The organism is Comamonas flocculans (assembly GCF_007954405.1).
Lineage (GTDB): Bacteria > Pseudomonadota > Gammaproteobacteria > Burkholderiales > Burkholderiaceae_C > Comamonas_C > Comamonas_C flocculans.
The window spans coordinates 407,368-433,944 of record NZ_CP042344.1 but is presented as its reverse complement, the minus strand read 5'-3'; the positions used below and the strand labels follow the sequence as shown (position 1 = coordinate 433,944).

General features: G+C 66.7%; 26 protein-coding genes. 17 read left to right on the top strand and 9 right to left on the bottom strand.

Translation table 11 applies throughout. The features are described 5' to 3' along the window. The first annotated feature begins 14 nt into the window (after positions 1 to 14). The 7 genes from FOZ74_RS02230 (at position 15) to FOZ74_RS02200 (ending at position 7,663) form a co-directional block, all read left to right on the top strand. Entirely contained in the window at positions 15 to 689 is a 675-nt protein-coding gene (locus FOZ74_RS02230) for an NADH-quinone oxidoreductase subunit J (RefSeq protein ID WP_146911542.1), read from the top strand. Beyond that, positions 686 to 994: an NADH-quinone oxidoreductase subunit NuoK gene (gene nuoK / locus FOZ74_RS02225; RefSeq protein WP_146911541.1), complete on the top strand. Its 309-nt coding sequence runs from the start codon at positions 686 to 688 to the stop codon at positions 992 to 994. The genes FOZ74_RS02230 and nuoK overlap by 4 nt, the downstream gene beginning before the upstream one ends. 33 nt (positions 995 to 1,027) lie before the next feature. Then, positions 1,028 to 3,040: an NADH-quinone oxidoreductase subunit L gene (gene nuoL, locus FOZ74_RS02220; protein ID WP_146911540.1), complete on the top strand. Its 2,013-nt coding sequence runs from the start codon at positions 1,028 to 1,030 to the stop codon at positions 3,038 to 3,040. A 13-nt stretch (positions 3,041 to 3,053) separates the two neighbouring features. After that, a complete protein-coding gene (locus tag FOZ74_RS02215) occupies positions 3,054 to 4,526 on the top strand; it encodes an NADH-quinone oxidoreductase subunit M (RefSeq protein ID WP_146911539.1) in 1,473 nt (490 codons plus the stop codon). Between the two features lie 24 nt (positions 4,527 to 4,550). Then, positions 4,551 to 6,044 carry an NADH-quinone oxidoreductase subunit NuoN gene (gene nuoN, locus FOZ74_RS02210; protein WP_146911538.1) on the top strand — a complete coding sequence of 498 codons (1,494 nt, stop codon included), beginning with the start codon at positions 4,551 to 4,553 and terminating at the stop codon, positions 6,042 to 6,044. Between the two features lie 27 nt (positions 6,045 to 6,071). Further along, positions 6,072 to 6,542, top strand: a complete 471-nt coding sequence (locus tag FOZ74_RS02205; RefSeq protein WP_146914042.1) for a DUF1178 family protein — start codon at positions 6,072 to 6,074, stop codon at positions 6,540 to 6,542. 134 nt (positions 6,543 to 6,676) lie between these two features. Beyond that, positions 6,677 to 7,663: a sulfate ABC transporter substrate-binding protein gene (locus FOZ74_RS02200; RefSeq protein ID WP_146911537.1), complete on the top strand. Its 987-nt coding sequence runs from the start codon at positions 6,677 to 6,679 to the stop codon at positions 7,661 to 7,663. Between the two features lie 23 nt (positions 7,664 to 7,686). Here the strand turns inward: FOZ74_RS02200 and FOZ74_RS02195 are convergent, their stop codons facing one another. After that, positions 7,687 to 8,568, bottom strand: coding sequence for a CoA transferase (locus tag FOZ74_RS02195; protein ID WP_146911536.1), 882 nt, complete (start codon positions 8,566 to 8,568; stop codon positions 7,687 to 7,689). 178 nt (positions 8,569 to 8,746) lie between these two features. Between FOZ74_RS02195 and ygiD the strand changes: the two genes are divergently transcribed. The 4 genes from ygiD to FOZ74_RS02175 all read left to right on the top strand — a co-directional run bounded on the left by ygiD (position 8,747) and on the right by FOZ74_RS02175 (position 12,622). After that, positions 8,747 to 9,613, top strand: coding sequence for a 4,5-DOPA-extradiol-dioxygenase (ygiD, locus tag FOZ74_RS02190; RefSeq protein WP_186764635.1), 867 nt, complete (start codon positions 8,747 to 8,749; stop codon positions 9,611 to 9,613). A gap of 185 nt (positions 9,614 to 9,798) precedes the next feature. Continuing rightward, on the top strand, positions 9,799 to 11,199 hold the full coding sequence (locus tag FOZ74_RS02185; protein ID WP_146911534.1) for an aspartate ammonia-lyase: 1,401 nt from the start codon (positions 9,799 to 9,801) through the stop codon (positions 11,197 to 11,199). Between the two features lie 146 nt (positions 11,200 to 11,345). Continuing rightward, on the top strand, positions 11,346 to 11,795 hold the full coding sequence (locus tag FOZ74_RS02180; RefSeq protein ID WP_146911533.1) for a hemerythrin domain-containing protein: 450 nt from the start codon (positions 11,346 to 11,348) through the stop codon (positions 11,793 to 11,795). A 179-nt stretch (positions 11,796 to 11,974) separates the two neighbouring features. Further along, positions 11,975 to 12,622 (top strand): DUF937 domain-containing protein, encoded by a 648-nt coding sequence (locus FOZ74_RS02175; RefSeq protein ID WP_146911532.1) that lies wholly within the window; start codon positions 11,975 to 11,977, stop codon positions 12,620 to 12,622. A 184-nt stretch (positions 12,623 to 12,806) separates the two neighbouring features. Here FOZ74_RS02175 and FOZ74_RS02170 read toward each other — a convergent pair whose 3' ends face one another. Then, positions 12,807 to 14,873, bottom strand: coding sequence for a sodium-translocating pyrophosphatase (locus FOZ74_RS02170; protein WP_146911531.1), 2,067 nt, complete (start codon positions 14,871 to 14,873; stop codon positions 12,807 to 12,809). Between the two features lie 236 nt (positions 14,874 to 15,109). Between FOZ74_RS02170 and ppa the strand changes: the two genes are divergently transcribed. Beyond that, the gene (gene ppa, locus FOZ74_RS02165; RefSeq protein WP_146911530.1) at positions 15,110 to 15,646 is read left to right on the top strand and encodes an inorganic diphosphatase; all 537 of its coding nucleotides are present in this window, start codon (positions 15,110 to 15,112) and stop codon (positions 15,644 to 15,646) included. Between the two features lie 52 nt (positions 15,647 to 15,698). Here the strand turns inward: ppa and FOZ74_RS02160 are convergent, their stop codons facing one another. Beyond that, positions 15,699 to 16,916 (bottom strand): GNAT family N-acetyltransferase, encoded by a 1,218-nt coding sequence (locus tag FOZ74_RS02160; RefSeq protein ID WP_146911529.1) that lies wholly within the window; start codon positions 16,914 to 16,916, stop codon positions 15,699 to 15,701. 86 nt (positions 16,917 to 17,002) lie between these two features. Here FOZ74_RS02160 and FOZ74_RS02155 point away from each other — a divergent pair, with 86 nt between their 5' ends. Beyond that, positions 17,003 to 18,649: an NAD+ synthase gene (locus FOZ74_RS02155; RefSeq protein WP_146911528.1), complete on the top strand. Its 1,647-nt coding sequence runs from the start codon at positions 17,003 to 17,005 to the stop codon at positions 18,647 to 18,649. Positions 18,650 to 18,694: 45 nt separating this feature from the next. Beyond that, entirely contained in the window at positions 18,695 to 19,033 is a 339-nt protein-coding gene (locus FOZ74_RS02150) for a P-II family nitrogen regulator (RefSeq protein WP_146911527.1), read from the top strand. Between the two features lie 39 nt (positions 19,034 to 19,072). Here the strand turns inward: FOZ74_RS02150 and FOZ74_RS02145 are convergent, their stop codons facing one another. From FOZ74_RS02145 to FOZ74_RS02120, 6 genes are read right to left on the bottom strand one after another with little or no spacing between them, the layout of a single operon-like run. Beyond that, entirely contained in the window at positions 19,073 to 19,666 is a 594-nt protein-coding gene (locus FOZ74_RS02145) for an LOG family protein (RefSeq protein WP_146911526.1), read from the bottom strand. Continuing rightward, entirely contained in the window at positions 19,659 to 20,048 is a 390-nt protein-coding gene (locus FOZ74_RS02140; protein ID WP_146911525.1) for a diacylglycerol kinase, read from the bottom strand. Before FOZ74_RS02140 ends, FOZ74_RS02145 begins: the two co-directional genes overlap by 8 nt. Continuing rightward, positions 20,045 to 20,596 carry an RDD family protein gene (locus FOZ74_RS02135; RefSeq protein WP_146911524.1) on the bottom strand — a complete coding sequence of 184 codons (552 nt, stop codon included), beginning with the start codon at positions 20,594 to 20,596 and terminating at the stop codon, positions 20,045 to 20,047. Before FOZ74_RS02135 ends, FOZ74_RS02140 begins: the two co-directional genes overlap by 4 nt. Beyond that, the gene (locus tag FOZ74_RS02130; RefSeq protein ID WP_146911523.1) at positions 20,593 to 21,579 is read right to left on the bottom strand and encodes a DUF3106 domain-containing protein; all 987 of its coding nucleotides are present in this window, start codon (positions 21,577 to 21,579) and stop codon (positions 20,593 to 20,595) included. The genes FOZ74_RS02135 and FOZ74_RS02130 overlap by 4 nt, the downstream gene beginning before the upstream one ends. Positions 21,580 to 21,609: 30 nt before the next feature. Further along, positions 21,610 to 22,059, bottom strand: a complete 450-nt coding sequence (locus FOZ74_RS02125) for a DUF3619 family protein (protein ID WP_146911522.1) — start codon at positions 22,057 to 22,059, stop codon at positions 21,610 to 21,612. Continuing rightward, positions 22,056 to 22,631 carry an RNA polymerase sigma factor gene (locus FOZ74_RS02120; protein ID WP_146914041.1) on the bottom strand — a complete coding sequence of 192 codons (576 nt, stop codon included), beginning with the start codon at positions 22,629 to 22,631 and terminating at the stop codon, positions 22,056 to 22,058. Before FOZ74_RS02120 ends, FOZ74_RS02125 begins: the two co-directional genes overlap by 4 nt. A gap of 278 nt (positions 22,632 to 22,909) precedes the next feature. Here FOZ74_RS02120 and FOZ74_RS02115 point away from each other — a divergent pair, with 278 nt between their 5' ends. The 3 genes from FOZ74_RS02115 to ilvC all read left to right on the top strand — a co-directional run bounded on the left by FOZ74_RS02115 (position 22,910) and on the right by ilvC (position 26,438). After that, complete coding sequence (locus FOZ74_RS02115; RefSeq protein WP_146911521.1) at positions 22,910 to 24,697, top strand: acetolactate synthase 3 catalytic subunit; 1,788 nt, start codon at positions 22,910 to 22,912, stop codon at positions 24,695 to 24,697. A gap of 184 nt (positions 24,698 to 24,881) precedes the next feature. Continuing rightward, positions 24,882 to 25,373 carry an acetolactate synthase small subunit gene (gene ilvN / locus FOZ74_RS02110; protein WP_146911520.1) on the top strand — a complete coding sequence of 164 codons (492 nt, stop codon included), beginning with the start codon at positions 24,882 to 24,884 and terminating at the stop codon, positions 25,371 to 25,373. Positions 25,374 to 25,421: 48 nt separating this feature from the next. Next, positions 25,422 to 26,438: a ketol-acid reductoisomerase gene (gene ilvC / locus FOZ74_RS02105; RefSeq protein WP_146911519.1), complete on the top strand. Its 1,017-nt coding sequence runs from the start codon at positions 25,422 to 25,424 to the stop codon at positions 26,436 to 26,438. The last annotated feature ends 139 nt before the right edge of the window (positions 26,439 to 26,577 follow it).

Sequence of the window (26,577 nt, the reverse complement as noted above, 5' to 3'; positions counted from 1 at the left end):
AAAAGAACCGATTCATGGACGCTCAAGCCGGCTTCTTCTATCTGTTTTCCGCCGTGCTGCTGTATGCCGCGCTGCGCGTCGTGACGGCGCGCAATCCGGTGCATGCGGTCTTGCACCTGATCCTGGCCTTTTCCCAGGCCGCGGGCATCTGGTTGCTGCTCAGGGCCGAGTTCCTGGCCATCGTGCTGGTGCTGGTCTACGTCGGCGCGGTCATGGTGCTGTTCGTCTTCATCGTGATGATGCTCGACATCCGCATCGATACGCTGCGCGGCAGCCTCTGGAGTCACCTGCCGCTGGCGGCTTTTGTTGGCGGCCTCATCGCGTTCGAGATGGCTGCCGTTCTGATGACCGGCTTTCGTGGCGTGGACGAGCCCAAGGCCTTGGCAGCGGCGGTCGATGCGGCCGGGCAGCTGGTGCCTTATTCGAACACCCGCGAACTGGGCAAACTGCTCTACAGCGAATACCTCTACCCCATCGAGGTGGCGGCCATGATCCTGTTGGTGGCGATGATCGCCGCCATCGCGCTGACCCTGCGCCACCGCAAGGACACCAAGGCGATTGACGCCTCGCTGGCCGTGCGCGTGCGTCCGCAGGACCGTCTGGTCGTGGTCAAGGTGCCGGTGACCCAGCCTGCGGCGCCGCTGCCCGAGGCCCCCCCGCCCGCCGCTGCCGAGGAGAACAAAGCATGAGCCTGACACTGGGCCATTACCTGACGCTGGCGGCCTTGCTGTTCGCCATCTCCGTCGTTGGCATCTTCCTCAACCGCAAGAACCTGATCGTCCTGCTGATGGCCATCGAAATGATGCTGCTGTCGGTGAACATCAACTTCGTCGCGTTTTCCCACTATCTGGGCGACCTGGCGGGGCAGATCTTCGTGTTCTTCATCCTGACCGTGGCGGCGTCCGAGGCCGCCATCGGGCTGGCGATCCTGGTCTTGCTGTTCCGCAACAAGTCCAGCATCGACGCCGAGGACATCAACACGCTCAAGGGCTGAGTCGCCGCCCCAACGCACAGCAAGGTTTTGTTCATGAGTTCCACCCTAACCGCTTCAACGCTGCTGGCCGTACCGCTGGCGCCGCTGGCCGGAGCGCTCCTGGCGGGCATCTTCGGCACGGCGCTCGGTGGCAACCGTTTTGGCCGCCGCGTGTCGCACACCGTCACCATTGCGGGGGTGTTCATCGCCTTCGTGCTGTCGGTCATGACGCTGTCCGCGGTCGTCAACGACGGCGCGCGCTTCGATCAGATCATCTACACCTGGATGACGGTGGGTTCGTTCAAGATGGAGGTGGGGTTCCTCATCGATCCGCTCACCGCGCTGATGATGTCGGTGGTCACCTTCGTTTCGCTGATGGTGCACGTCTACACCATAGGCTACATGGCGGACGACGAGGGATACAACCGCTTCTTCGCCTACATCTCGCTGTTTACCTTCTCCATGCTCATGCTGGTCATGAGCAACAACTTCCTGCAGCTGTTCTTCGGCTGGGAGGCGGTGGGCCTGGTGTCCTACCTCTTGATCGGTTTCTGGTTCAAGCGACCCACGGCGATCTTCGCCAACCTCAAGGCCTTCATGGTCAACCGCGTGGGCGATTTCGGCTTCATCCTCGGCATCGCGCTGGTCTGGTCCTACACCGGCACCGTGCACTACAAGGAAGTGTTCGCGCAGGCGCCGCAACTGGCGACGATGCTGTTCCCCGGCACGCAGTGGATGCTGCTCACCGTCACCTGCATCTGCCTGTTCATCGGCGCCATGGGCAAGTCGGCACAATTCCCGCTGCACATCTGGCTGCCCGATTCGATGGAAGGGCCGACCCCGATCTCCGCGCTGATCCATGCCGCGACCATGGTGACGGCCGGCATCTTCATGGTGGCGCGCATGTCGCCGCTCTTCGAGCTGTCGGAGGCCGCATTGAGCTTCGTGCTGGTGATAGGTTCGATCACCGCGCTCTTCATGGGCCTCGTGGGCATCGTGCAGAACGACATCAAGCGCGTGGTGGCCTATTCGACACTCTCGCAGCTCGGCTACATGACGGTGGCGCTTGGCGTGTCGGCCTATTCCGCGGGCATCTTCCACCTGATGACGCACGCCTTCTTCAAGGCCTTGCTGTTCCTCGGATCCGGCTCGGTCATCATCGCGATGCACCACAACCAGGACATGCGCTGGATGGGCGGCCTGCGCAAGTACATGCCGATCACCTGGATCACCTTCCTGCTCGGCACCCTGGCGCTGGTGGCCACGCCCTTCTTCTCGGGCTTCTACTCCAAGGACACCATCATCGAGGCCACGGCCGAGAGCCTGCTGCCGGGCGCCGGCTTCGCCCACTTTGCGGTGGTTGCCGGGGTGTTCGTGACCGCGCTGTATTCCTTCCGCGCCTATTTCATGGTCTTTCACGGTCCCGAGCGCTACGACCAGAATCCCGAGCCGCACCACGACCACGGCGCGCACGGGCACGGCAGCGACAAGCCGCACGAAACGCCCTGGGTGATCACCGTGCCGCTGATTCTGCTGGCCATCCCTTCGGTGGTAATCGGCTATCCCTACATCGAACCCATGCTCTACGGCAACTTCTTCGGCGAATCCGTCCAGGTGCTGGCCGCCCACCCGACGATGGAGCTGCTCAAGCAGGGCTTTCACGGGCCGATGGCGATGGCGTTGCATGCCGTGCAGACGCTGCCCTTCTGGCTGGCGGTAGCGGGCTTTGCCGTCGCCTACTACTGCTACATGGTCAACACCGCCTTGCCGGCCAAGGCGGCCCATGCGCTCAAGCCGGTCTACACGCTTCTGGTCAACAAGTTCTACATCGACTGGATCAACGAGAACATCATCATGCGCGGCGCGCGCATGCTCGGCACCGGCCTGTGGAAGGGGGCGGACCAGGCGGTGATCGACGGCGCGGTGGTCAATGGCTCATGGCGTGGCATAGGCTGGTTTGCCGGCGTCGCACGCTGGGTGCAGTCGGGCTACCTGTTCCACTACGCCCTGGTCATGATCCTCGGGGTGCTCGCGCTCATGACGTATTTCGTCTGGCTCAACAAGTAGGAGAAGAAGAAAAATGGCTTGGTTGAGTCTCGCCATCTGGGTGCCGATCGCATTCGGGTGTTTCCTGCTCTTTTTCTCGCGCGAGGAGCACGCCGGCTTCGTGCGCTGGGTGGCCCTGCTCGGTGCGCTGCTGGGCCTGCTGGTCACGGTGCCGCTGTACACCGGCTTTGAGCTGGGCACGGCCGAAATGCAGTTCGTCGAGAAGCTGCCCTGGATCGGTCACTTTCACCTGAACTACCACCTGGGTCTGGACGGCCTGTCGTTCTGGTTCGTGCCGCTGTCGGCCTTCATCACGCTGATCGTGGTGATTGCCGGCTGGGAGTCGATCAAGGAGCGCGTGAACCAGTACAACGCCGCCTTTTTGATCCTCTCGGGGCTGATGATCGGCGTGTTCAGCGCGCTGGACGGCATGCTGTTCTATGTGTTCTTCGAAGCCACGCTGATCCCGATGTACCTGATCATCGGCGTCTGGGGCGGGCCGCGCAAGATCTACGCCGCGTTCAAGTTCTTTCTCTACACCCTGCTTGGCTCGCTCCTGATGCTGATCACGGTGATCTACCTGTACAGCCGCTCGGGCGGGAGCTTCGACATTCTCACCTGGCAGCAGATGAAGATAGGCTCGACCGCGCAAACCCTGCTGTTCTTCGGCTTCTTCGCGGCCTTCGCGGTGAAGGTGCCGATGTGGCCGATCCACACCTGGCTGCCCGACGTGCACGTCGAGGCGCCCACGGGCGGCTCGGTGATCCTGGCGGCCATCATGCTCAAGCTCGGTGCCTACGGCTTCCTGCGTTTTTTGCTGCCCATCGTGCCCGACGCGGCGCACCAGTGGGCGCCGCTGATGATCACCTTGTCACTCATTGCGGTGATCTACATCGGCTTTGTCGCCATCGTGCAGAAGGACATGAAGAAGCTCGTGGCCTACTCCTCGGTTGCGCACATGGGCTTCGTGACGCTGGGTTTTTTCATCTTCAACGACCTGGGCATTTCCGGCGGCATCGTGCAGATGATTGCGCACGGCTTCGTCTCGGGCGCCATGTTTCTGTGCATAGGCGTGCTGTACGACCGCGTGCATTCGCGTGAAATCGCGGACTACGGCGGCGTGATCAACTCCATGCCACGGTTTGGTGCCTTTGCCATGCTGTTCTTCATGGCCAACTGCGGGTTGCCGGGCACGGCCGGCTTCGTCGGCGAATGGATGGTGATCCTGGCCTCTGTCAAGTTCAACTTCTGGGTGGGCTTTTGTGCGGCCTGGGCGGTGATCCTCGGGGCGGCCTATTCGCTGTGGATGTTCAAGCGCGTGTACTTCGGCGACATCGCCAACCAGCAGGTGCGCGAAATGCCGGACATCAGCGCGCGCGAGTACCTGATCCTCGGCATTCTCGCGATTGCGGTGCTGTTCATGGGCGTCTATCCGCGGCCCTTCACCGACGTGATGGATGCCTCGGTAGCGCACCTGCTGCAGCAGATCGCGACGAGCAAACTCTGATCAAGACCAGCGGAAAGATACGAGATGATTGACAACATGAGCTGGCTGGCGGTGTATTCGGAGATCGTGCTCCTGGTCATGGGCTGCGCGATCGTGCTGGTGGACCTCGGTGTCTCGAGCCACAAGCGCAGCGTGACCCATTTCCTGACGCTGCTCACCATGGGCGTGGTTGCGGGTCTGGAGGCGATGTACGCCTCCAGCGGCAACACCTTCTATGGCTGGGGCAACATGGTGGTCTCGGACAGCATGGGCAGCTGGCTCAAGTGCTTTGCCGCCGTCACCATGATGGCCTGCCTCGTCTACGGCAGGCCGTATGCGGGCGACCGCGACATGCTGCGCGGCGGCGAGCTGTTCACGCTCTCGCTGTTCATGCTGCTGGGCATCTTCGTGATGATCTCGGCCAACAACTTCCTGGTGATCTATCTCGGGCTGGAGCTGCTGACCCTGTCCAGCTACGCGCTGGTCGCGCTGCGTCGCGACCACGCCACGGCAACCGAAGCGGCGATGAAGTACTTCGTGCTCGGCGCCATGGCCAGCGGTTTCCTGCTTTACGGCCTGTCCATGATCTACGGCGCCACCGGAACGCTCGACATCGGCGAAGTCTTCAAGGTGATCAATGCCGGCCAGGTGCGCCACCAGGTGCTGGTGTTCGGCGTAGTGTTCATCGTCTCGGGCCTGGCGTTCAAGCTGGTGGCGGTGCCTTTCCACATGTGGACGCCCGACGTCTATCAGGGTGCGCCCACGGTCATTGCGCTGATCATCAGCAGCGCGCCCAAGCTCGCGGGCTTCGGCATCGCGATGCGCCTGCTGGTCGACGCGCTGCTGCCGCTCGCCATGGACTGGCAGCAGATGCTGGCGGTGCTGGCAATTGCCTCGCTGTTCGTGGGCAACATCATCGGGACGATGCAGTCCAACATCAAGCGCATGCTGGCGTATTCCGCCATCGCGCACATGGGCTTCATGTTTCTGGGCCTGATGTCGGGCGTGGCCAACGGCGCGGTCGATGCGGTGCTGGCAGAGCGGGCCTACAGCTCGGCGATGTTCTATGTGGTCACCTACGTGCTCACCGTGGTGCCGGCCTTCGGTGTCATCTTGCTGCTGGCGCGCGAGGGTTTCGAGAGCGACGAGATTGCCGACTTCGCCGGCCTGAACCAGCGCAGCCCCCTGTATGCCGGCATCATGTGCGTGTGCATGTTCTCGCTCGCGGGCATTCCGCCGCTGGTGGGCTTCTATGCCAAGTTGTCGGTGCTGGAGGCCCTGGTCTCCAGTGGTGGCGCCCTGCACGTTGCCCTGGCGGTGTATGCGGTGCTGATGTCGGTGATAGGCGCGTTCTACTACCTGCGCGTCGTCAAGGTCATGTACTTCGACCAGCCGCTGACCGCGACGACGGTTTCCGCGCCGGCGGACGTGCGCCTCGTGCTGACGGCCAATGGTGCGCTGGTCTTCATCGTCGGCATCCTGCCCGGGGGGCTGATGGCACTGTGCGCCGAGGCCATCACGCGCACGCTCGCGTCGTGAACCGCGCCCTGCGGCATGGGTAGCGCCGTGAAGGTGCTCGACCTGCGCTGCTCCATGGACCACGCCTTCGAAGGCTGGTTCGCCTCGGAGCAGGACTTCCTTTCCCAACAGGAGCGCCAGCTGGTGCAGTGCCCGCTGTGCGGCAGCACCGGCGTGCACAAGGCGCCGAGTGCGCCGCGGCTCAATCTCAAGACCGGGCGGCGCAAGGCCGACGCGCCGATGGCACAAGAAGATGCCACCGGCATGGCGGTACGGCCGGCGCCCGCCGCAGCGGCACTGCAAGCCGCATGGCTGCGCCTGGCGCGCGAGGTGGTGGCGCATACCGAAGACGTGGGCGAGCGCTTTGCCGCAGAGGCCAGGCGCATGCATGAAAAAGAGATCCCCGAGCGCCCGATTCGCGGCCAGGCCAGCGCCCAGGAGGCCGAGGAACTGCTGCAGGATGGCATTCCCGTCCTCGCACTGCCGCTGCCCGAGGCGGCCAAGACCACGCTGCAATAGTCCGGTCGGCAAGCACCCATCGGCGCCAAGCACGGGCTTATTACCTCAGCGCATTAGCAGCCAAGAAACGATTCGTTTGAGTTTGACGGACCTGTTCCGACAATCCTTGCATTGGACTTTGCAGGAGGTGTGCGATGCAGGGAAGAACATGGCTCAAGGGTTTGGCCGGTGCGGCCATCCTCTGGAGCAGCGCGCTGGCAGGCGCGCAGGTGGTTGGCAGCATCAATGGTTCGGCCGCCGGCGTTCTGGCCTTCCACCAGGACAGCCGCTCCGCATTTCTGCGGCACCAGGTCGGACAAGGTGGTGCTGAGCGGGCGCTGGTTTCCCGAGCACTGGCGTTCAGTACGACGACGGACCTGCAGCGCCTGGCGGAGCTCGGCGTGGTGGCGCCCGATTGGGCGCAGCAACTGCCGCACCATGCGGCGCCGACGATCTCGCCGGTGGTCTTCATCGTGCGCGAAGGCAATCCGCGCGGCGTGCACGAATGGGCCGACCTCGTGCGCCGCGATGTCGCGCTGGTGCTGAGCAATCCCAAGCACTGCAACACCGGCCGCTATGCCTACTTCGGCGCCTGGGGCAGCGTGCTCGATGCCGGCGGAAGTGCGGCGCAGGCGGAGGACTTCGTCGCCGCCTTGTTTGGCCGGGCGCAGCTGGTGGCGCGGTCCGAACGCGAAGCGGTCGGCGCCTTTGCCGCGGGCGGCGCGGGCGACGTGCTGGTGGCCTTCGAATCCGAGATTCCGGCCATTCGCGCGCGGGCCGGTGCCCAGGCGCTGCAGGTGGTCTATCCCTCGGTGAGCGTGGCGGCGGAGAACGCGGTGGCGTCGAGCTCGAACAACGCCGAAACCGGCCGACTCGCCAAGGACTATCTCGACTACCTGTACTCCGACGAAGCCCAGGAAATCGCGGCCAGGCACTACCTGCGTCCGCGCTCGGCGGCCGTCCTTGCGCGTCATGCGGACCGCTACCAGGCACTCAGGCTCTTCAGCGTGCAACAGTACTTTGGCAGCCTGGAGCGCGCCTCGCAGGAACACTTTGCCGATGGCGGGCGCTTCGATCAGTTGTACGCGCCCCGATCCGAACAATGGGCAGCGCGGGCGAAGGAGCGCGCCGCGGCTCTCTGAGCACCGGTCGTACGCGCTGCGCTTCAGGCCAGCGTGTACAGGGGGATGTCGTGGGAGCGTGCCAGCGCGTCGAGTTCGGCGCGGCTGCGCACCGACAGCCACTGCGCCGTGGTGTCGTGCAGCTGCGGGGCACGCGGGTCGGCGTCTGGCGGCAGGCCAAGCTGCGCGAGCACGCGCGCAGCAAAGTGGGGCTCCAGCGCTGCCAGCGCGACGCGCCCGTCGGCGCAGCGGTAGACGCGGTAGAACGCATGCGCACCGCCCACGGCGCCGTGCGGGCCGGTCAGCTGCCAGCTGCGCGGCAGGGCCAGCCAGTCGGCGGCGTCGGAGAGCGCCACCTCAATGCAGACGCCATGCTGCGTCTGCGCGCGCGCGAGCTGGGCCTGCAGCACGGCTTCGCTGGCCATCAAGGCGCCGCCCATGTCGGCAAACAGGGTAGGCGGCAGGTCGGTGCCGGTCACCAGGCCTGCCTGCGCCAGGTAGGTCAGATCGTGGCCGGGTTCTTCCGCGGCCTCGCCGGGCGAGCCGACGATGCGCACCAGGGACAGCTGCGGATGGCCCGCCTGCAGGGTCTGCCAGGAAAGCCCGAGCTTGGCCAGCGCCGAGGGGCGAAACGAGGTCAGCAGCACGTCGGTCTGCGCCAGTTCGCTCTCCAGCTGCGCGCGGCCCGGCTCGCTCTTGAGGTCGAGTTGCAGCACCCTGATGTCGGCATGCATCTCGCGATAAGCCTGCGGGCAATAGACGCCCATGGGGTCGCCGCTCGCCTGTGCGGGTGCGGGCATCGGCTCCACCTTGGTGCAGGTGGCGCCCATGCGGCGGCAGCGCATCAGCGCGGCAGGCCCGGGGAGGTTGAGCGCGAGGCTCAGTATGCGTGCGCCCTGGAGCGCTTGGATAGCGTATGGCTGCATGGCGTGTTCCTTGCTTGAAATGCTGCGGTGCGAGCCGAATTCCCGCCAAGATGGTAGCCTGCGGGGTTGGTTTGAATTGACTCGAAGCCGCCTGTATGTCTGTGCCCGTGGCCACGAGCTTTGCGGCCTGATGTCGGCTGACAGGCGGCTTTGAATGCCACTTTATGGAGAAGCTTACATGAGCGCCAGGGAACTTCCCTTGCCCGACACCGCCGTGCTGACACCCGTGTTACAGCACAGCGCACGCATGCCCGTGGTCTTTGTCGGCCACGGCAGTCCGCTGAACGCCATCGAGCGCAATGCGTGGCACTTGACCTGGGAGGACATGGGCCAGCAACTGCTGGCGCGCTGCGGACGACCGCAACTGGTGCTGTGCATCTCTGCCCACTGGATCACCGGCGCTTCGTGGTGGCTGACCGGCATGGCGCAGCCGCGCACCATCCACGACTTTGGCGGATTCCCGCGCGAGCTGTTCGAGCAGCAGTACCCCGCGCCCGGCGCGCCCGACGCGGTGCAGGCGCTCGCCCGGTTCTTGCGCGATCCGGACTCGGGCGCGCCGCTGGGCGTGGATGCCGAGCAATGGGGCCTGGACCACGGCGCCTGGGGCGTGCTCAAGCCGATGTTCCCCAAGGCGGACCTGCCGGTGGCGCAGCTGAGCATTGCCTACGACCGCCCGCCCGCGCAGCATTTTGCGCTGGGCCGCCAGCTCGCCGCGCTGCGCGAGCGTGGCGTGCTGATCGTCGCGAGCGGCAATATCGTGCACAACCTGCGCGCGCTGCGCGCGCAGGCGGGCATCAACGCCACCTACACCTGGGCGCAGGAGTTCGACAGCCGTGTCACCCACGCGCTGCAGGCGCAGGACTGGCAGAGCCTGATCGATTTCCAGAGCTGGGGGGAAATCGCCGAGCTGGCCCACCCCAGCTACGACCACTACCTGCCGCTGCTCTACGCCATTGGTGCGGCAGGGCTCGACGAGGCGCCGCAGTTCTTCAATACCGGCTTTCAGCGCGGCGCGATCTCCATGCGTTCGGTGCTTTGGGGATGAGCGTCGGCGCTTGTGGGGTTATGCACGTTCTGCATTGAGCGATAATCAAGGGTTTGGCGTTCGCGGCGGCTTGTGCCCGCGCACGCTCCAGTCCTTGTACGCCTTGCCCCATCAGCCTGTGCTGCGCCCCTTATGCGCCGCGACGGCGTGGCACGGCAGTTTCGATGAAGAAAGCCCCCTGAGCCATGCGTGAAGAACACGATTTCCTTGGAAGCAAATCCATCCCCGACAATGCCTATTGGGGCGTGCACAGCGCCCGCGCGGTGGAAAATTTTTCCATCAGCGGCAACCCGGTGTCGCGCATGCCCGAGCTGGTGCGCGCCTTTGCCTTCGTGAAGAAGGCCGCGGCCCAGGCCAATCTGCAGCTGGGCGCGGTGCAGCCGCAGGTGGCCGATGCGATCTGCAAGGCCTGTGACGATCTGATCGCCGGCCAGTTGCACGAGCAGTTCGTGGTGGACGTGATCCAGGGCGGGGCGGGCACATCGACCAACATGAACGCCAATGAGGTGATCGCCAACCGGGCGCTCGAGCACCTGGGCCTGGCGCGCGGCAGCTACGAGGTGGTGCACCCCAATGACCACGTGAATGCCTCGCAAAGCACCAACGATACCTATCCCACCGCGGTCAAGCTCGCCACCTGGTTCGGCATTCAGACCCTGCTGCAGTCGCTGGCGAGCCTGCGCCTGGCCTTCGAGGACAAGGCACGCGAATTTGCCGACATCCTCAAGATCGGCCGCACCCAGCTGCAGGACGCGGTGCCCATGACCCTGGGGCAGGAGTTCGCCGCCTTTGCCAGCATGGTGGCCGACGATGAGCGGCGCCTGCGCCAGTCGAGCGAGCTGATGTGCGAAATCAACATGGGCGCGACGGCGATAGGCACGGGCATCAATGCGCCCGTGGGCTATGCGGCGCTCGTGACCGCGCGGCTTGCGCAGGTCTCGGGGGTGCCGGTGCACCAGGCGCCCGATCTGATTGCCGCTACCTGCGACACTGGGGCGTTTGCCGACATCTCCGGGGTGCTCAAGCGGGTGGCCATCAAGCTGTCCAAGATCGCCAACGACCTGCGCCTGCTCTCGTCGGGGCCGCAGGCGGGGCTGGGCGACATCTGCCTGCCCGCGCGCCAGGCGGGCTCTTCGATCATGCCGGGCAAGGTCAACCCGGTGATCCCCGAGGTAGTCAACCAGGTGTGCTTCGAGGTGGTGGGCAACGACGCCACGATCACCATGGCGGTGGAGGCGGGGCAGCTGCAGCTCAACGCCTTCGAGCCCATCATGGGCTGGTGCCTGCACAAGAGCCTGAACCACCTGGCGCAGGCCTGCGAGACGCTCAAGCTCAATTGCGTGCAGGGCATCACCGCCAACCGGGCCTTGCTGGAGCAGCGCATCGGTGACTCGGTGACGCTGGTGACCGCGCTCAGCCCGCTGATAGGTTACGAGAAGGCCGCGCGCATCGCCAAGACCGCCCTGGTCAGCGGCAAACCGATTGCGGTGGTTGCAGAGGAGCTTGACGTCCTGAGCCAGGTCGAGATCAAGGGACTGCTCGTAGCCGACAAGCTCACGCGTCCCGGCGCCATCCAGTCCGTCTGAACCTGCGCCAGCCAAGCCGCGGGCCAGGTCGGCTGCGGCCTGCAGGAGCAGGGCGCGCCTGCCCCGACAGTGCCCCGCCCGGCATTGCGTGCTTGGCGCCTGTGCTAGGGTGCGCCCTGGTTTGGAACCGGCAGGGGAATGCGCAGATGTCAGCACCGAGCGCCAGTGCGCTGTTGCAGCAGCAACACGAGGATATCGACTTCGGCGTGCAGGGCGCCATGGACGGCAGCAGCGACCAGGTGGAGCTGGCGCGTTCGCTGGAGCTGCTGCGTACGCACCTGTATCTGGAAGAGGCGGTGCTTTTCCCGGCGCTCGAAGGCTCGGTCGGCCTGTCCATCATGGTGATGGAGCGCGAACACGGGCTGATGTGGCCGTTGATGGAGTCGCTCGCCCAGGCCTGCCGCGAGGGAGCGAAGCTCGAGACCATGCAGGACGCGCTGGACGAGCTGTTCGGGCTGTTGCAGCTGCACAACCCCAAGGAGGAGCAGATTCTCTACAGCGTGGCCGACGATCACGCCGGCCTGGCCGAGGCCCTGGCCGCGGCGCAGGTACCCGAGGGCTGGGCATGCAAGGCCGTGGTCCGCAGCCGGGGTTGACGCGGTTTGTGAATCAAAAACGCCTTTAGACCTTGCGCAGCAAGCGCTGGCAGCTCTACTTCGGATAGCGAACCGCCCCAAGGCCTGACGCTTGTTCACATTGTGGTATCGCCACCCGGCCGGGGGGTGGGCATGCCGGCGCCTATATTCCTTGCACATGGATAGCTGAAGGAAGGACGATGGACAGCACTTTGATGGACGAACTGCTCGGCCAGCTGCAAGGCGGAGCGATGCAGCGCATGGCCGCAGAGTTGGGCGCGGACACCGAACGCACGCGCCAGGCCGTGGGCGCAGCCCTGCCCCTGCTGCTTGGGGCCTTGGGCCGCAATGCCGCGCGGCCGGGCGGCGCCGATGCGCTGCTCGGGGCGTTGCAGCGCGACCACGCAGGGCAGGGCGCCGTGGACCTTGCGGGCCTGCTGGGTGGTGGTGGCCTGGGCAGCCTGCTCGGCGGCGTGCTGGGGGGCGGCGCGCCCGCCAGCCGGCAGATGGACGCGGGCGGCATCCTCGGTCACGTCTTCGGCGGTGCGCAATCGCGTGCCGAGGCGGGCCTGGGCCAGGCCACGGGGCTCAGCGGCGCGCAGGCCGGGCAGTTGCTCAAGATGCTCGCGCCCATGGTCATGGCGGTGCTGGCCCGCCGGGTGGGTGCCGGCGGCCTTGATGCGGGCGGCCTCGGTCGGGTGCTGGGCCAGGAGGGTGCGCGCGCGCGGCAGCAGGGCGGTCTGGCCGGCGGTCTGCTGGGCGCGGTGCTCGACCAGGACGGTGACGGCAAGGTGGATCTGGCGGACCTGGTCAAGCTGGGCAGCGGCCTGCTGGGCGGGCGGCGCTGACACGGCTGCGCCTTGCGGGGCTATCGCCCATTGGCTCGCCCGGCCTTGCTGCAGTGTCGTTTTGCGGCTTTGCGCCGGGTTCCGCACTGAAGGCCAGAGCCGTTGGCGCCACCGTGGTCCAGAGGCAAAAAAGCGGCTGGCGCACGTCCTTCGTGCGCCAGCCGCTCTCATTTTGATGGCAGTGTCAGCCGCCCGTATGGAACTTGACCACCAGCGGCACGATGAGCAGCGCCACGATGTTGATGATCTTGATGAGCGGGTTCACGGCCGGGCCGGCGGTGTCCTTGTAGGGGTCGCCCACGGTGTCACCGGTGACCGCGGCCTTGTGGGCTTCGCTGCCCTTGCCGCCGTGGTGGCCGTCCTCGATGTACTTCTTGGCATTGTCCCAGGCGCCGCCGCCGGTGCACATGGAAATCGCCACGAACAGCCCGGTGACGATGGTGCCCATGAGCAGGCCGCCCAGCGCCTTGGGGCCGAGCGCCAGACCGATGACGATGGGCACGACCACGGGCAGCAGCGAGGGGATCATCATCTCCTTGATCGCGGCGCCGGTCAGCATGCTGACGGCACGACCGTATTCGGGCTTGGCCGTGCCTTGCATGATGCCGGGAATCTCGCGGAACTGGCGGCGCACCTCCTCGACCACGCTGCCGGCCGCGCGGCCCACCGCCTCCATGGCCATGGCGCCGAACAGGTAGGGAATCAGGCCGCCGATGAACAGTCCGACGATCACCATCGGGTCAGAAAGATCGAAGCTCACCGACTGGCCAAAGGTTTCCAGCTTGTGCGTGTAGTCGGCAAACAGCACCAGCGCCGCCAGGCCCGCCGAGCCGATGGCGTAGCCCTTGGTCACCGCCTTGGTGGTGTTGCCCACGGCGTCCAGCGGGTCGGTGATGTCACGTACGCTGGCGGGCATCTCGGCCATCTCGGCGATGCCGCCGGCGTTGTCGGTGATCGGGCCGTAGGCGTCCAGCGCCACGATGATGCCGGCCATCGACAGCATGGACATGGCGGCGATCGCCACGCCATACAGGCCTGCCAGCGTGTAGGACACGAGGATGGCGATGCACACGAAGATCACCGGCCAGGCGGTGGACTTCATGCTGATGCCTATGCCCGCGATGATATTGGTCGCATGGCCCGTGGTGCTGGCCTGCGCCACATGCTGCACCGGCTTGTACTGCGTGCCGGTGTAGTACTCGGTGATCCACACCAGCAACCCGGTCAGCACCAGGCCGACGACGCAGGCGCCGAAGAGCTTGCCCACCGCGCCCGTGCCGCCCAGGGCGTTGTCCGGAATGATCCAGGCGGTGACGAAGTAGAAGGCGATCAGCGACAGGATGCCGGCCACGCCCAGGCCCTTGTAGAGCGCGGGCATCACGTTGGTCATGCCCGGGCGCGCCTTGACGAAGAAGGTGCCGATGATGGACGCGATGATGGACACGGCCCCCAGCGCCAGCGGATAGACCACGGCGTGCGCGCCCGCGCCCTTGATCAGCAGGCCGCCGAGCACCATGGTGGCGATCAGGGTCACCGCGTAGGTCTCGAACAGGTCGGCCGCCATGCCGGCGCAATCGCCCACGTTGTCGCCCACGTTGTCGGCGATCACCGCGGGGTTGCGCGGGTCGTCCTCGGGGATGCCCGCTTCCACCTTGCCCACCAGGTCGGCGCCCACGTCCGCGCCCTTGGTGAAGATGCCGCCGCCCAGGCGCGCGAAGATGGAAATCAGCGAGGAGCCAAATGCCAGGCCGATCAGCGGGTTGAGCGCATGGCTGCCGGCCGCCGGGCCGCCCAGGAACCAGTAGAAGCCGGTGACGCCCAGCAGGCCCAGCCCCACCACCAGCATGCCGGTGATCGCTCCGCCGCGAAAGGCCACATCGAGCGCCGGGCCTATGCCTTGCGTCGCCGCCTGCGCGGTGCGCACGTTGGCGCGCACCGAGACGTTCATGCCGATGAAGCCGCAGGCGCCCGAAAGCACCGCGCCGACGATGAAGCCCACGGCCGTGGTCACGTCGAGGAACAGCGCGATCAGCACCGCCAGCACGATGCCGACGAGGGCAATGGCCTTGTACTGCTTGGCCAGGTAGGCCGCGGCCCCCTGCTGGATGGCGCCGGCGATCTCCTGCATGCGCGCGTTGCCCGCGTCCTTGGCCAGGATCCAGCCGCGGGCCCACAGGCCGTAGACCACCGCGATGACCCCGCATACCAGGGCCACGACCAGTGGCGTTGTCAGCTCTGCCGATTGAGGCATTGTCGAATCTCCTTTGTGTTTGTCAGAGACGGAAGCGCAACGCTAGTGAGAAGTGCTTCCACCGCGTTGCTTCCTCGCTCTCCGAGCCCATCGGAGTCGATTGGCCAACCCCGCTAATCTACTGCGCAAAGCAGGGTGCAAGCAAGCGGCAAGCTCGGCTTCGTAGAATCCGTGGCTGTTTTGCCCGGGGGAAAACCCTTGGGTTCTCTTTTTTTCAACTGCCGCAACCTGCAAACATGGCTCTGAACCACGTCAGTCCCGGGGACCTGCTCCCCGATCTCTTCAACGTCGTCATCGAGATTCCCGCCGAGTCCGATCCCGTCAAGTACGAGGTGGACAAGGACACCAACACCGTCTTCGTCGACCGTTTCCTCACGGTGGCGATGTACTACCCCTGCAATTACGGCTACGTGCCGCAGACCCTGTCGGGCGACGGCGATCCGGTGGACGTGCTGGTGATCACGCCCTATCCGCTGCTGCCGGGCGTGGGCGTGAGCTGCCGTCCCCTGGGCATCCTGAAGATGGAGGACGAAGCCGGCATAGACGGCAAGATCCTGGCCGTGCCTTCCTCCAAGGTGCTCAAGATGTACGACGGCTGGAAGACGGTGGACGACGTCAACCCCATGCGCCTGAAGGCGATCAGCCACTTCTTCGAGCACTACAAGGACCTGGAAGACGGCAAGTGGGTCAAGGTGCTGGGCTGGGACGGCGTTGCCGCCGCCCACAAGGAACTGATGGACGGCGTGGCCAATTACGTGCGCGCCCATCCCTGATCGGGGCGCGGCACGGCGGCGCCGTGGTGTGCCGGCCGCGCTGCCCTCGCCGCTAGGGCGAGTGCCGAAACGGGCTGTGCGCCTGCAGCTCGTCCTGGTAGCCGGCCACGGCGGCGCCTTCACGCGCCACGAAGTCGTCGATCGCGCGGGCGAAGGCCGGGTCGGCGATCCAGTGCGCGCTGCTCGCGCGGCTGGGCAGCAGCGCGCGCGCCAGCTTGTGCTCGCCCTGGGCGCCGCCTTCAAAGCGCTGTACGCCCTGGGCGATGCACCAGGCGATGGGCTGGTAGTAGCAGGCCTCGAAATGCAGGCAGTCCACGCGCTCCAGCGCGCCCCAGTAGCGGCCGTAGGCCACCAGTTCTTTTGAACGTTTTTGGCCGCTTTCGCTTGCCCCGCCTGCGGCAACAGCTATCAAACTGCAAGCAATTGGCTGACCCGCGCGCTCGGCCACGAAGAGCACCCAGTGCTCCGCCATGGTGCGCCCCATGCGGCGAAAGAACTCGGGTGTGAGGTAGGGCGGATTGCCGTGCTCGGCGTAGGTACGCTGGTAGCAGGCATAAAAGAAGTCCCAGTCGGCTGGCGTGATCTGCGCGCCCTGCAGTACCCGGAACTGCACGCCGGCCTGCGCCACGCGCCGGCGTTCCTGGCGGATCTTCTTGCGCTTGTCCTGCGACAGCGCGGCCAGGAAGTCCTCGAAGTCGCCAAACGGGCGCTCTTGTCGCGGGTGGTGGTTGTGCCAGTGAAACTGCACCGTGTCGCGCTGCGCCATGCCCAGCGTGCGGGCGGCCTGCAGGTCTTCGTGCGCCCCGAACAGCAGGTGCAGCGAGGACAGATTGCGCTCGCCGCACCATTGCAGCACCCCGTGCAGCAGCGCGGTGCGCGTGCGCTGGTCGCGCGCCAGCAGGCGGGTGCCTGGTACCGGCGTGAAGGGCACAGCCAGCACGGCCTTGGGGTAGTATGCCAGGCCGTGGCGGGCGTAGGCGTCGGCCCAGGCCCAGTCGAATACGTATTCGCCGCGCGAATGGCTCTTGAGGTAGAGCAGGCAGGCGCCGGACAGCGCGCCCTGCGCGTCGCGCAGCGTGAAGCCGTGCGGCGCCCAGCCGGTGCGCGTGCAGGCGCTGCCGCTGTCGTGCAGCGCGGCCAGGTAGGCATGGCGCATGAAGGGCGTGGGGCAGGGCTGGGCGGCCAGCAGCGCGTCCCACTCGCGGGCGTCGATCGCGGTCAGGCCGGCGTGCTCCTGCAACGGCGGTTCGGGCGGGCAGGGGGGGCTCATGGGCAGATCATCGCGCAATCGGCTCTGCGGCCCGCATCGACGCGCCAAAGGCGTGGCGATAATGGCGCGTTACTTCGAGAACCGCCATGTTTCCTCTTCTTGGCATTGCCCAGATGCGCAGCACCGTGGGCGACATTGCCGCCAATGTGCGACGCATCATCGCTGCCGCGCGCCAGGCGCATGCCGACGGCGCCGCCGTGCTGCTCACGCCCCAGCTTGCGCTGAGCGGCTACATGCCGGCCGACCTGCTGCTGCGCCCGGCCTTCATCGACGCTTGCGAGCGGGGCCTGGCCCAGGTCGCCGCGGCCACCGCAGAGCTGCCCGGCCTGGCGCTGGTGGTGGGCCATCCCTGCCGGGCGCCGGGCGCCGCGCGCCTGCACGACGCGGCGAGCGTCTACGCCGGCGGCGCGCTGCTGTGCCGCCATGCGCGGCGCGTGCTGGTCGATGGCGGCACCTCGGACGATGCGCGCTACTTTGTCGCGGGCAGCGAGGACAGCGTCTTTGAGCACGCCGGCCTGCGCCTGGGCTTGCTCATCGGCGCGGACATCGACGCCGAGGGCGCGGCGCAGGCACTCGCGCGCCGCGGTGCGCGCCTGCTGCTGGTGCTCGACGCCACGCCTTATGCGCTGGGCCAGTCGGCACAGTGGGAACAGCGCCTGCGCCAGTGCATGCGGCGCAGCCGCCTGCCGCTGCTGGCCGCGCGCGGCGTGGGCGGGCAGGACGAATGGCTGTTCGCCGGGCAGTCGCTCGCGCTGCAGGCCGACGGCAGCGCCGCCATGCGCTTGTCCTTGTTTGAAGAAGAAACGGCTGTAGCCCGCATCAGACAAGCGCAAGGCGCTATCACGATAGAAGCGCGAGTGGAGCACGTCGCCGACTGGCAGGAGGAGCTGTGGCGCGCGCTGGTGTGCGCGCTGCGCGACTACGTTGCGCTCAACGGTTTTCCGGGCGTGGTGCTGGGCTTGTCCGGCGGGCTGGATTCGGCGCTGGTGCTGGCGCTGGCGGTCGATGCGCTCGGGCCGGAGCGGGTGCGCACGCTGTTCATGCCCTCGCCCTACAGCGCCGAGATCAGTCGCATCGACGCGCACGAGATGGCCCGCCGCGTGGGCGCGCGCATAGCCGACATCGCCATCGGTCCGCTGTTTTCCGGCTTTCGCGCGGCGCTCGCGCCCTTGTTTGCCGGTCTGCCCGAAGACACCACCGAGGAGAACCTGCAGGCGCGCGTGCGCGGCAGCCTGCTCATGGCCTTGTCCAACAAGACCGGGGCGGTGGTGCTGGTGACCGGCAACAAGAGCGAGCTGGCCACGGGCTATTGCACGCTCTACGGCGACATGGCGGGCGGCTTTGCGCCAATCCGCGACGTGCTCAAGACCCAAGCGTTCGCTCTGGCGCGCTGGCGCAACGCGCACGACCCTTTCGGCGCCGGCAGCGAGCCGATACCCGAGCGCATCATCACGCGCCCGCCCAGCGCCGAGCTGCGAGCCGACCAGACCGACCAGGACAGCCTGCCGCCCTACGAGCTGCTCGATGCCATCATCGGCGCTCACCTGGAGGGCGGCCAGGACCTGCAGGTCATGGTGGCCGCAGGCCTGCCACGCGCCGAGTGCGAGCGCGTGCTGGGCCTGGTGCGCCGCTCCGAATTCAAGCGCCACCAGGCGGCCACGGGGCCGCGGGTGTCGCGTCTGGGCTTTGGCAGCGAATGGCGCCACAGCGCCAGCCAGCGCTTTGCCGGATGAACGGCCTCTGTCCCTTCTCTTTTTTCTCTTCAGGACCCAAGCACCATGCAAATGATCACCGCCCTCATCAAGCCCTTCAAACTCGACGAGGTCCGCGAGGCATTGGCAAGCTGCGGCGTGACCGGGCTCACGGTCACCGAGGTCAAGGGCTTCGGCCGCCAGAAGGGCCATACCGAGCTCTACCGCGGCGCCGAGTACGTGGTGGACTTCCTGCCCAAGGTCAAGGTGGAGGTGGTCGTGCCCGACTCCGAGGTTGAACGCTGCGTGGACGCCATCGTGACCGCCGCGCGCACCGGCAAGATCGGCGATGGCAAGATCTTCGTCACCGCCGTGCAGCGGGTGATCCGCATCCGCACCGGAGAGCTCGACGACGCAGCCGTCTGAAGCCGCGCGCCTCGAACCCGGCCTGGCGCAGCGCGCCGCTCAGATGATGCTGCGCAGGTGCTTGGTCGCGCCGGGCAGGCCGGCTTCCTGCACCAGCTCCTGCAGCAGTGTTGCCGGGTCGCTGCCGGTGCGCACCAGCTGCATCTGCCAGTCGCTCATCAGGCCGTCGTCCACCGCCTGCCGCAGGAAGGCGAGCATCTTCGCGTAGTATCCGCCGGCGTCGAGTACCCCCACGGGCTTGTCGTGGTAGCCCAGCTGGCGCCAGGTCCAGATCTCGAACAGCTCTTCCAGCGTGCCTATGCCGCCAGGTATGGCCAGGAAGGCGTCGCTGCGTTCGGCCATCATGGCCTTGCGCTCGTGCATGGTCGCGACGACGTGCAGCTCGTCGCAGGCGTGGTTGGCCAGCTCCTTGTTGACCAGCGCCTGCGGGATGACGCCCACCACCCGCCCGCCCGCCGCGCGCGCGGTCTGCGCCAGCACGCCCATCAGGCCGCTGTTGCCGCCGCCGTAGACGAGCTGGCCCTGGTGCTCGCCTATCCAGCGGCCCACCTGCTGCGCCGCTTCGACAAACAGCGGCCTGTTGCCCGGACGCGAGCCCAGGTAGACGCAAAGGGAAAACGCAGCTTCAGCCATGGGAGAAAAAACGGTGGTACAGCGCCAGCGCCCAGACGGCGCCGGCCAGCAGCAGCGACAGCAGCACCGCTGCGCTGCCCAGATCCTTGGCGCGTGCGGACAGCGGATGCAGCTGTGGCCCGATGCGGTCGATTGCGCTCTCTATGCCCGAATTGAGCAGCTCCACGATCAGCACCAGCACCACGCTGGCCCAGAGCACGGCCAGCTGCAGCCAGTCCTGGGCCAGCCAGCAGGCCGCGGGCAGCATCAGCATGGCAAGGACGGCTTCCTGGCGAAAGGCCTTTTCGGCCCAGGCCGCACGCAGGCCCGCGAGCGAATAGCCGGTGGCATGCCAGAGCCGGGACAGGCCACTGCGGTGCTTGTGCGGGTGCGCGTCGCTCATGGTCTGCGGCGCGCCGGCGCGGGGCGCGCATCGTGGATCAGGCGCGTGCCGGCGAGTTGGTCGTGCCAGAACTGCTGCTGCGGGTGCAGGCGGCTTGCCAGTGCCCATAGCACGATCCACAGCAGTAGCAAGGCCAGCGTGCTGAACAGCGGCAGCCCGAGCTGGTGGGCGGCCAGCGGCGGCAGGAACCACAGCCAGGCCAGCAGATAGCGCAGCAGCGCGCGCGGCTGGCCGAGCGCGCGCCCCCGGGCATCGACCACGCGGATGTGCCAGGTTTTCTGCGCCAGCGTCTGGCCGCGCGACCAGAACCAGCCGAAATAGATGCCGAAGACGACGAACAGATAGCCCATGCGCAGCGCCCGGTTGGCCAGGCCGTGGCGTGACTGGCTCAGCGTGTCAAACAGGTAGTCGGCGATGAAAACCAGGCCGAAGAGCAGGATGGCTTCATACAGCCAGCAGGCCATGCGCCGCCACAGGGCGGGGGCTTGCAGCTTCACCTCGGCCTGCGGTGCGGCGGCGGGGGAGGAAGGCGGGGTTGCGGCGTTCATGGCTCGGTGCGGGGCGGGGCGGCGGCGCTGTCCGCGTCCGGTGTGGGCGTGGAGGTCGTCGGCGCAGGCTCGGGAGCCGGCTCTGTCGGCATGGGCGAGGCCTCGCCGGCCGCCGGGTTCAAGGTCGGCGCCGGTAGCTCGCCCGACAGCGGCCTGAGCATGTGGTCGGCCGGCGCCGGGACGGAAGGGGGCGCCGGGGCGGGCGGGGCGCTCAGGGGCGGCAGCTCGGTGCCCGTGGCGGAGGGGATGCTCACGGGCGCGGTCTCCACCGGCGCCGGCATCGGTGCGGCTTCAGGTGGGCGCACCACCGGTACCGGCACCATGTCCACCACCGGCGGCAGGATCTTGGGCGGGTTGGCGCCCGCAGGGGTGTTGCCCTGCGCCGCGGGCACGCGCACGAACTTGTTCGCCGGCGCGGGGCGCACCGCGATCGCCGCCCCCTGCGGCGCTGGCGCCGCGCGCTCGATCAGCGCCTGGCGCGCTTCGGGCGCCAGGGCCTGGTAGGCATCCCACTGCTCCTGCCGGGCCGGTGGAGCGAGCCTGCGCGTGGCCGCAAAGTTCAGGCGTGCGCGGTTGCGCTCCTGCGGGGTCAGCGCAGCCCAGGCGGTCATGCGCGCCTGCAGCCTTTTCTGGCTGGACGGCGCCAGGGTGGCAAAGCCGTCGGCAATCGACATCCATTTGCGCTTCTGCGCCTCGGTCAGCGTGCTCCAGTGCGGCTGCAGCGGCTCCAGGGCCTGCTGCTGCGCCGTGCCCAGGCTGACCCAGGGCGGGCCGGATTCTTCGACGACCGGAGCGGGCCGGCGCGCCGCAAGGATGACCGCAGGCGCCGGTTTGCTCGCCGGCATGACCAGGCCCGGCAGCGCCCTGACCTGGCGTACCGCCAGCCAGCCGGCAAACGCGAGCACGCCGCACAGCGCCAGAGTCAGGACGAGGGCGATGAGCGAAAGCGTGCGGGAGGGCTGGGCGGCGGGCGGTGCTGGCATTGCGTCAGCGCCGGGCAGAACGTCTGGGCATCAGGGTTTGCTGCGGCTGGTTTTGAGGAACTGTGCGAAGCCCGGGTCCGTATAGGCGGAGGGCGGGAGCTCGTCGGTGAGCAGGGCGGTGTCGATTTCGGTGAGCTCGCTCGTGGTGGTCTCCACCTGCGTATGGTGCACCAGCACCAGGCCGATCAGCAGCGCGATGATCCAGACGAGGGACACCGCCGGCTGCCACCAGTGCGGGCGTTCGCTGCCGCCGCCCAGCGCCGCCGCCGGTCCCTGAGCGATGACGGCAGGCGCCGTGCGCCAGTGCAGCGCCGGCTGCGCGGCCGGGCGTTTGCGTTCGGCCAGCGCCTGCAGGCGCGCCACGCGCAGGCGCTCGGTGATGTCGTGGTGCAGGTCGTCGCTGGCCTGCGCAAGGCGCAGGGCAACGCGGCGCGCGAAGGCGTCCGCTTCCGGGCTGAGCGTGGCAGTGGTCTGGTTCATGGCGTGATTCCTTGGGCCTTGAGCAACTTGCCCAGGGCCTGTACGGCACGAAAACAGTGCGTTTTTACACTGCCTTCAGAGCATCCCATGGCGGCTGCGGTTTCTGCAACATCCATTTCTTCCCAGTAACGCATCAGAAAAGCCTCACGTTGACGGGCCGGGAGCTGTTCGATCGCCGCTTCGATGGCCTGCACCGTCTGGCTGCGCTTGAGCGCGTCTTCCCCGCTCTGGCCGCCGGCGCCGCTGCCGTCCTGCGGCGCCAGCCAGGTCTCGAGCAGGTCGAAGTCCTGGCCGTCGTCGGAGGGGCCTTCGAAATCGCTGAGGTTGGTGAACAGCGCCCTGCGCGTCTTCTGCCGGCGGAACCAGTCCAGCATGCAGTTGGAGAGGATGCGCTGAAACAGCATGGGCAGCTCGGCCGGCGGCTTGTCGCCATAGTGCACCGACAGCTTGAGCATGCTGTCCTGCACGATGTCCAGCGCCGCCTCCTCGTCACGCACATGATAGAGCGCACGCTTGAAGGCGCGCCTTTCTGTGTTCTTGAGGAAATCGGAGAGCTCTTGTTCTGTGGCCAAGGAAGGGGGTTCCCGCGGGCGCCAGGGGCACGGCGGCGGCGCATGCTGCACCGCGACAGCGGCAATTATCCCATCGTGTTGTCTTTTGGCGCCATTTGCCACAAGCCCATGCTGCGGTGCAATAATGTCGCTCTACTTGTTACGAAGCAAACGGGTCCCGGTCCGGCGCGAACCTGTCGACGCCCATGACCGAGGCCTCAAGTCCCGAAGCGGCCTCACGAGGGCTCGACCAAGGGGCACCCTAGGTTTTTCGTCAGAGAAATTCGCAAAGGTTGAACATGGAAATCTCCAAGGCCGAAATGGCAAAGGCGGCTGCGGCCGCCGAAGGCGGCGCGGCTACCGCGCAGCAGGAGCTGATGGGTGCCGAGATCCTCGTGCGTGCGCTGCAGGCCGAAGGTGTGCAGCACCTCTGGGGCTACCCCGGCGGCGCCGTGCTCTACATCTACGACGCGCTGTACAAGCAAGACACCATCCAGCACGTGCTGGTGCGCCACGAACAGGCAGCGGTGCACGCGGCCGACGGTTTCGCGCGCGCCACCGGCGACGTGGGCGTGGCGCTGGTCACCTCCGGGCCGGGCCTGACCAATGCGGTCACGGGCATCGCCACGGCCTACATGGATTCGATTCCCATGGTCATCATCGCCGGGCAGGTGCCGACGGCGGCGATCGGCCTGGACGCCTTCCAGGAATGCGACACCGTGGGCATCACGCGTCCGGTGGTCAAGCACAACTTCCTGGTCAAGGACGTGCGCGACCTGGCGCTGACCATCAAGAAGGCCTTTCACATCGCGCGCACCGGCCGCCCCGGCCCGGTGGTGGTCGACATCCCCAAGGACGTCTCGCTCAACAAGACCCTGTACGCCGGCTACCCCGAAACGGTGGAAATGCGCTCCTACAACCCGGTGAAGAAGGGCCACCCGGGCCAGATCCGCAAGGCGCTGCAACTGCTGCTTTCGGCCAAGCGCCCCTACATCTACACCGGCGGCGGCGTGCTGCTGGGCAACGCCTGCCAGGAGCTGCGCACGCTCGTCGATCTGCTGGGCTACCCGGTCACGCACACGCTGATGGGCCTGGGCGCCTACCCGGCGAGCGACCGCAAGTTCGTCGGCATGCTGGGCATGCACGGCACCTTCGAGGCCAACAACGCGATGCAGAACTGCGACGTGCTGCTGGCTGTGGGCGCGCGCTTCGACGACCGCGTGATCGGCAACACCAAGCACTTTGCCCAGCGCGACCGCAAGATCATCCACATCGACATCGACCCTTCCAGCATCTCCAAGCGCGTGCGCGTGGACGTGCCCATCGTGGGCGACGTCAAGGAGGTGCTGGGCGAGCTGATTTCCCAGGTGCGCGACGCGGGCGCCAAACCCGACGCCGAGGCGCTGGCCGCCTGGTGGAAGCAGATCGAGGAGTGGCGCGGGCGCGACTGCCTGGCCTACGACCGCGGCAATACCGAGGTCATCAAGCCGCAGTTCGTCGTCGAGACGCTGTGGAACATGACCCGGGGCACCGACGCCTACATCACCTCCGACGTCGGTCAGCACCAAATGTGGGCCGCGCAGTACTACCACTTCGACGAGCCGCGGCGCTGGATCAACTCGGGCGGCCTGGGCACCATGGGCGTGGGCATCCCCTACGCCATGGGCATCAAGCTGGCCAAGCCCGATTCCGAGGTGTTCTGCATCACCGGCGAGGGCTCGGTGCAGATGAACATCCAGGAACTCTCCACCTGCCTGCAGTACGACACGCCGATCAAGATCGTCGCGCTGAACAACCGCTATCTGGGCATGGTGCGCCAGTGGCAGGAGATCCAGTACGCCGGGCGCTACAGCCAGACCTACATGGACGCGCTGCCCAACTTCGTCAAGCTCGCCGAGGCCTACGGCCACGTCGGCCTGCTGGTGGAGCGCCCGCAGGACGTGGAAGGCGCGCTGCGCGAGGCGCGCCGGCTCAAGGACCGCACGGTGTTCCTGGACATCCGCACCGACCCCACCGAGAACGTGTTCCCGATGGTGCAGCCGGGCAAGGGCATCACGGAAATGCTGCTGGGCTCGGAAGACCTTTGAGAAAAATCAGGCCCTGGCCCATGCTGGGCGGGCGCAAGCAGCTATTCCTGTAATAGCAAATTTTGACGAATCTATTGCCCGCCAAGCCCGGCCCTTACCGGGGCCGGGGGAGGGCGGCGAAAAACGGCAGTTTTCTGCGACCACCGGGTGATCGTGCTGCCGTCGCAAAAAGAGGAATCTCACCATGAAACACATCATTGCCGTGCTGCTCGAGAACGAGCCCGGAGCCCTGTCGCGCGTGGTTGCCCTGTTTTCGGCGCGTGGCTACAACATCGAGTCGCTCACCGTGGCGCCCACCGAGGACGCGTCGCTGTCGCGCATGACGATACAGACGCACGGCTCGGAAGAGGTGATAGAGCAGATCACCAAGCACCTGAATCGCCTGATCGAGGTCGTCAAGGTGGTGGACCTGACCGAGGGCGCCTATGCCGAGCGTGAGCTGATGATGGTCAAGGTGCGTGCCGTGGGCAAGGAGCGCGAAGAGCTCAAGCGCATGGCCGACATCTTCCGCGGACGCATTATCGACGTCACGGAAAAGAGCTACACCATAGAGATCACCGGCGACCAGCAGAAGACCGAAGCCTTCCTGCAGGCGATAGACCGCTCGGCCATACTCGAGACCGTGCGCACCGGCCTGAGCGGCATAGGCCGCGGCGAGCGCGTGTTGCGCGTCTGAATTTCCCTTGCATTCCTCCCCCATCCAGCCATTTCAACCGGAGCACCCATGAAAGTTTTCTACGACAAAGACTGTGATCTGTCCCTGATCAAGGGCAAGACCGTGGCCATCATCGGCTACGGCAGCCAGGGCCACGCGCATGCGCAGAACCTCAACGACAGCGGCGTGAAGGTCGTGGTCGGCCTGCGCAAGGGCGGCGCGAGCTGGGACAAGGTCGGCAAGGCCGGGCTCACCGTCAACGAAGTGGACGAGGCCGTCAAGTCCGCCGACGTCGTCATGATGCTGCTGCCCGACGAGCAGATCGCCGAGGTCTATACCCACCACGTGGAGCCCAACATCAAGCAGGGCGCGTCGCTCGCCTTCGCGCACGGCTTCAACGTGCACTACAACCAGGTCGTGCCGCGCGCCGACCTGGACGTGTGGATGGTCGCGCCCAAGGCACCCGGCCACACCGTACGCAACACCTACACCCAGGGCGGCGGCGTGCCGCACCTGGTGGCGGTGCACCAGGACAAGTCGGGCCGCGCGCGCGACCTGGCCCTGTCCTACGCCATGGCCAATGGTGGCGGCAAGGCCGGCATCATCGAGACCAACTTCAAGGAAGAGACCGAAACCGACCTGTTCGGCGAGCAGGCCGTGCTCTGCGGCGGCGCGGTGGAACTGGTGAAGATGGGCTTCGAGACCCTGGTGGAAGCCGGCTACGCGCCCGAGATGGCCTATTTCGAGTGCCTGCACGAGCTCAAGCTCATCGTCGACCTGATCTACGAGGGCGGCATCGCCAACATGAACTACTCGATCAGCAACAACGCCGAGTTCGGCGAGTACGTGACCGGTCCGCGCGTGATCAACGAGAGCTCGCGCGCCGCGATGCGCGAGGCGCTCAGGAACATCCAGAACGGCGACTACGCCAAGCAGTTCATCCTGGAAGGGCGCACCGGCTACCCGAGCATGACGGCGCGCCGGCGCAACATGGCGGCACACCAGATCGAGGTCGTGGGCGAGAAGCTGCGCTCCATGATGCCCTGGATCGCCAAGAACAAGCTGGTGGACCGCAGCCGCAACTGAGCGCGGCCGGCACCGCTTTTGCCACAGAAGGCCACCACCGCGTGGCCTTTTTGCATGGGCGCCCGCTGGCTACACTGTGGCGGTCTGCTCAAGCCGCCAGAAACCATAAAAACAATAGCTGCAGGCGGTTGCAGCACAA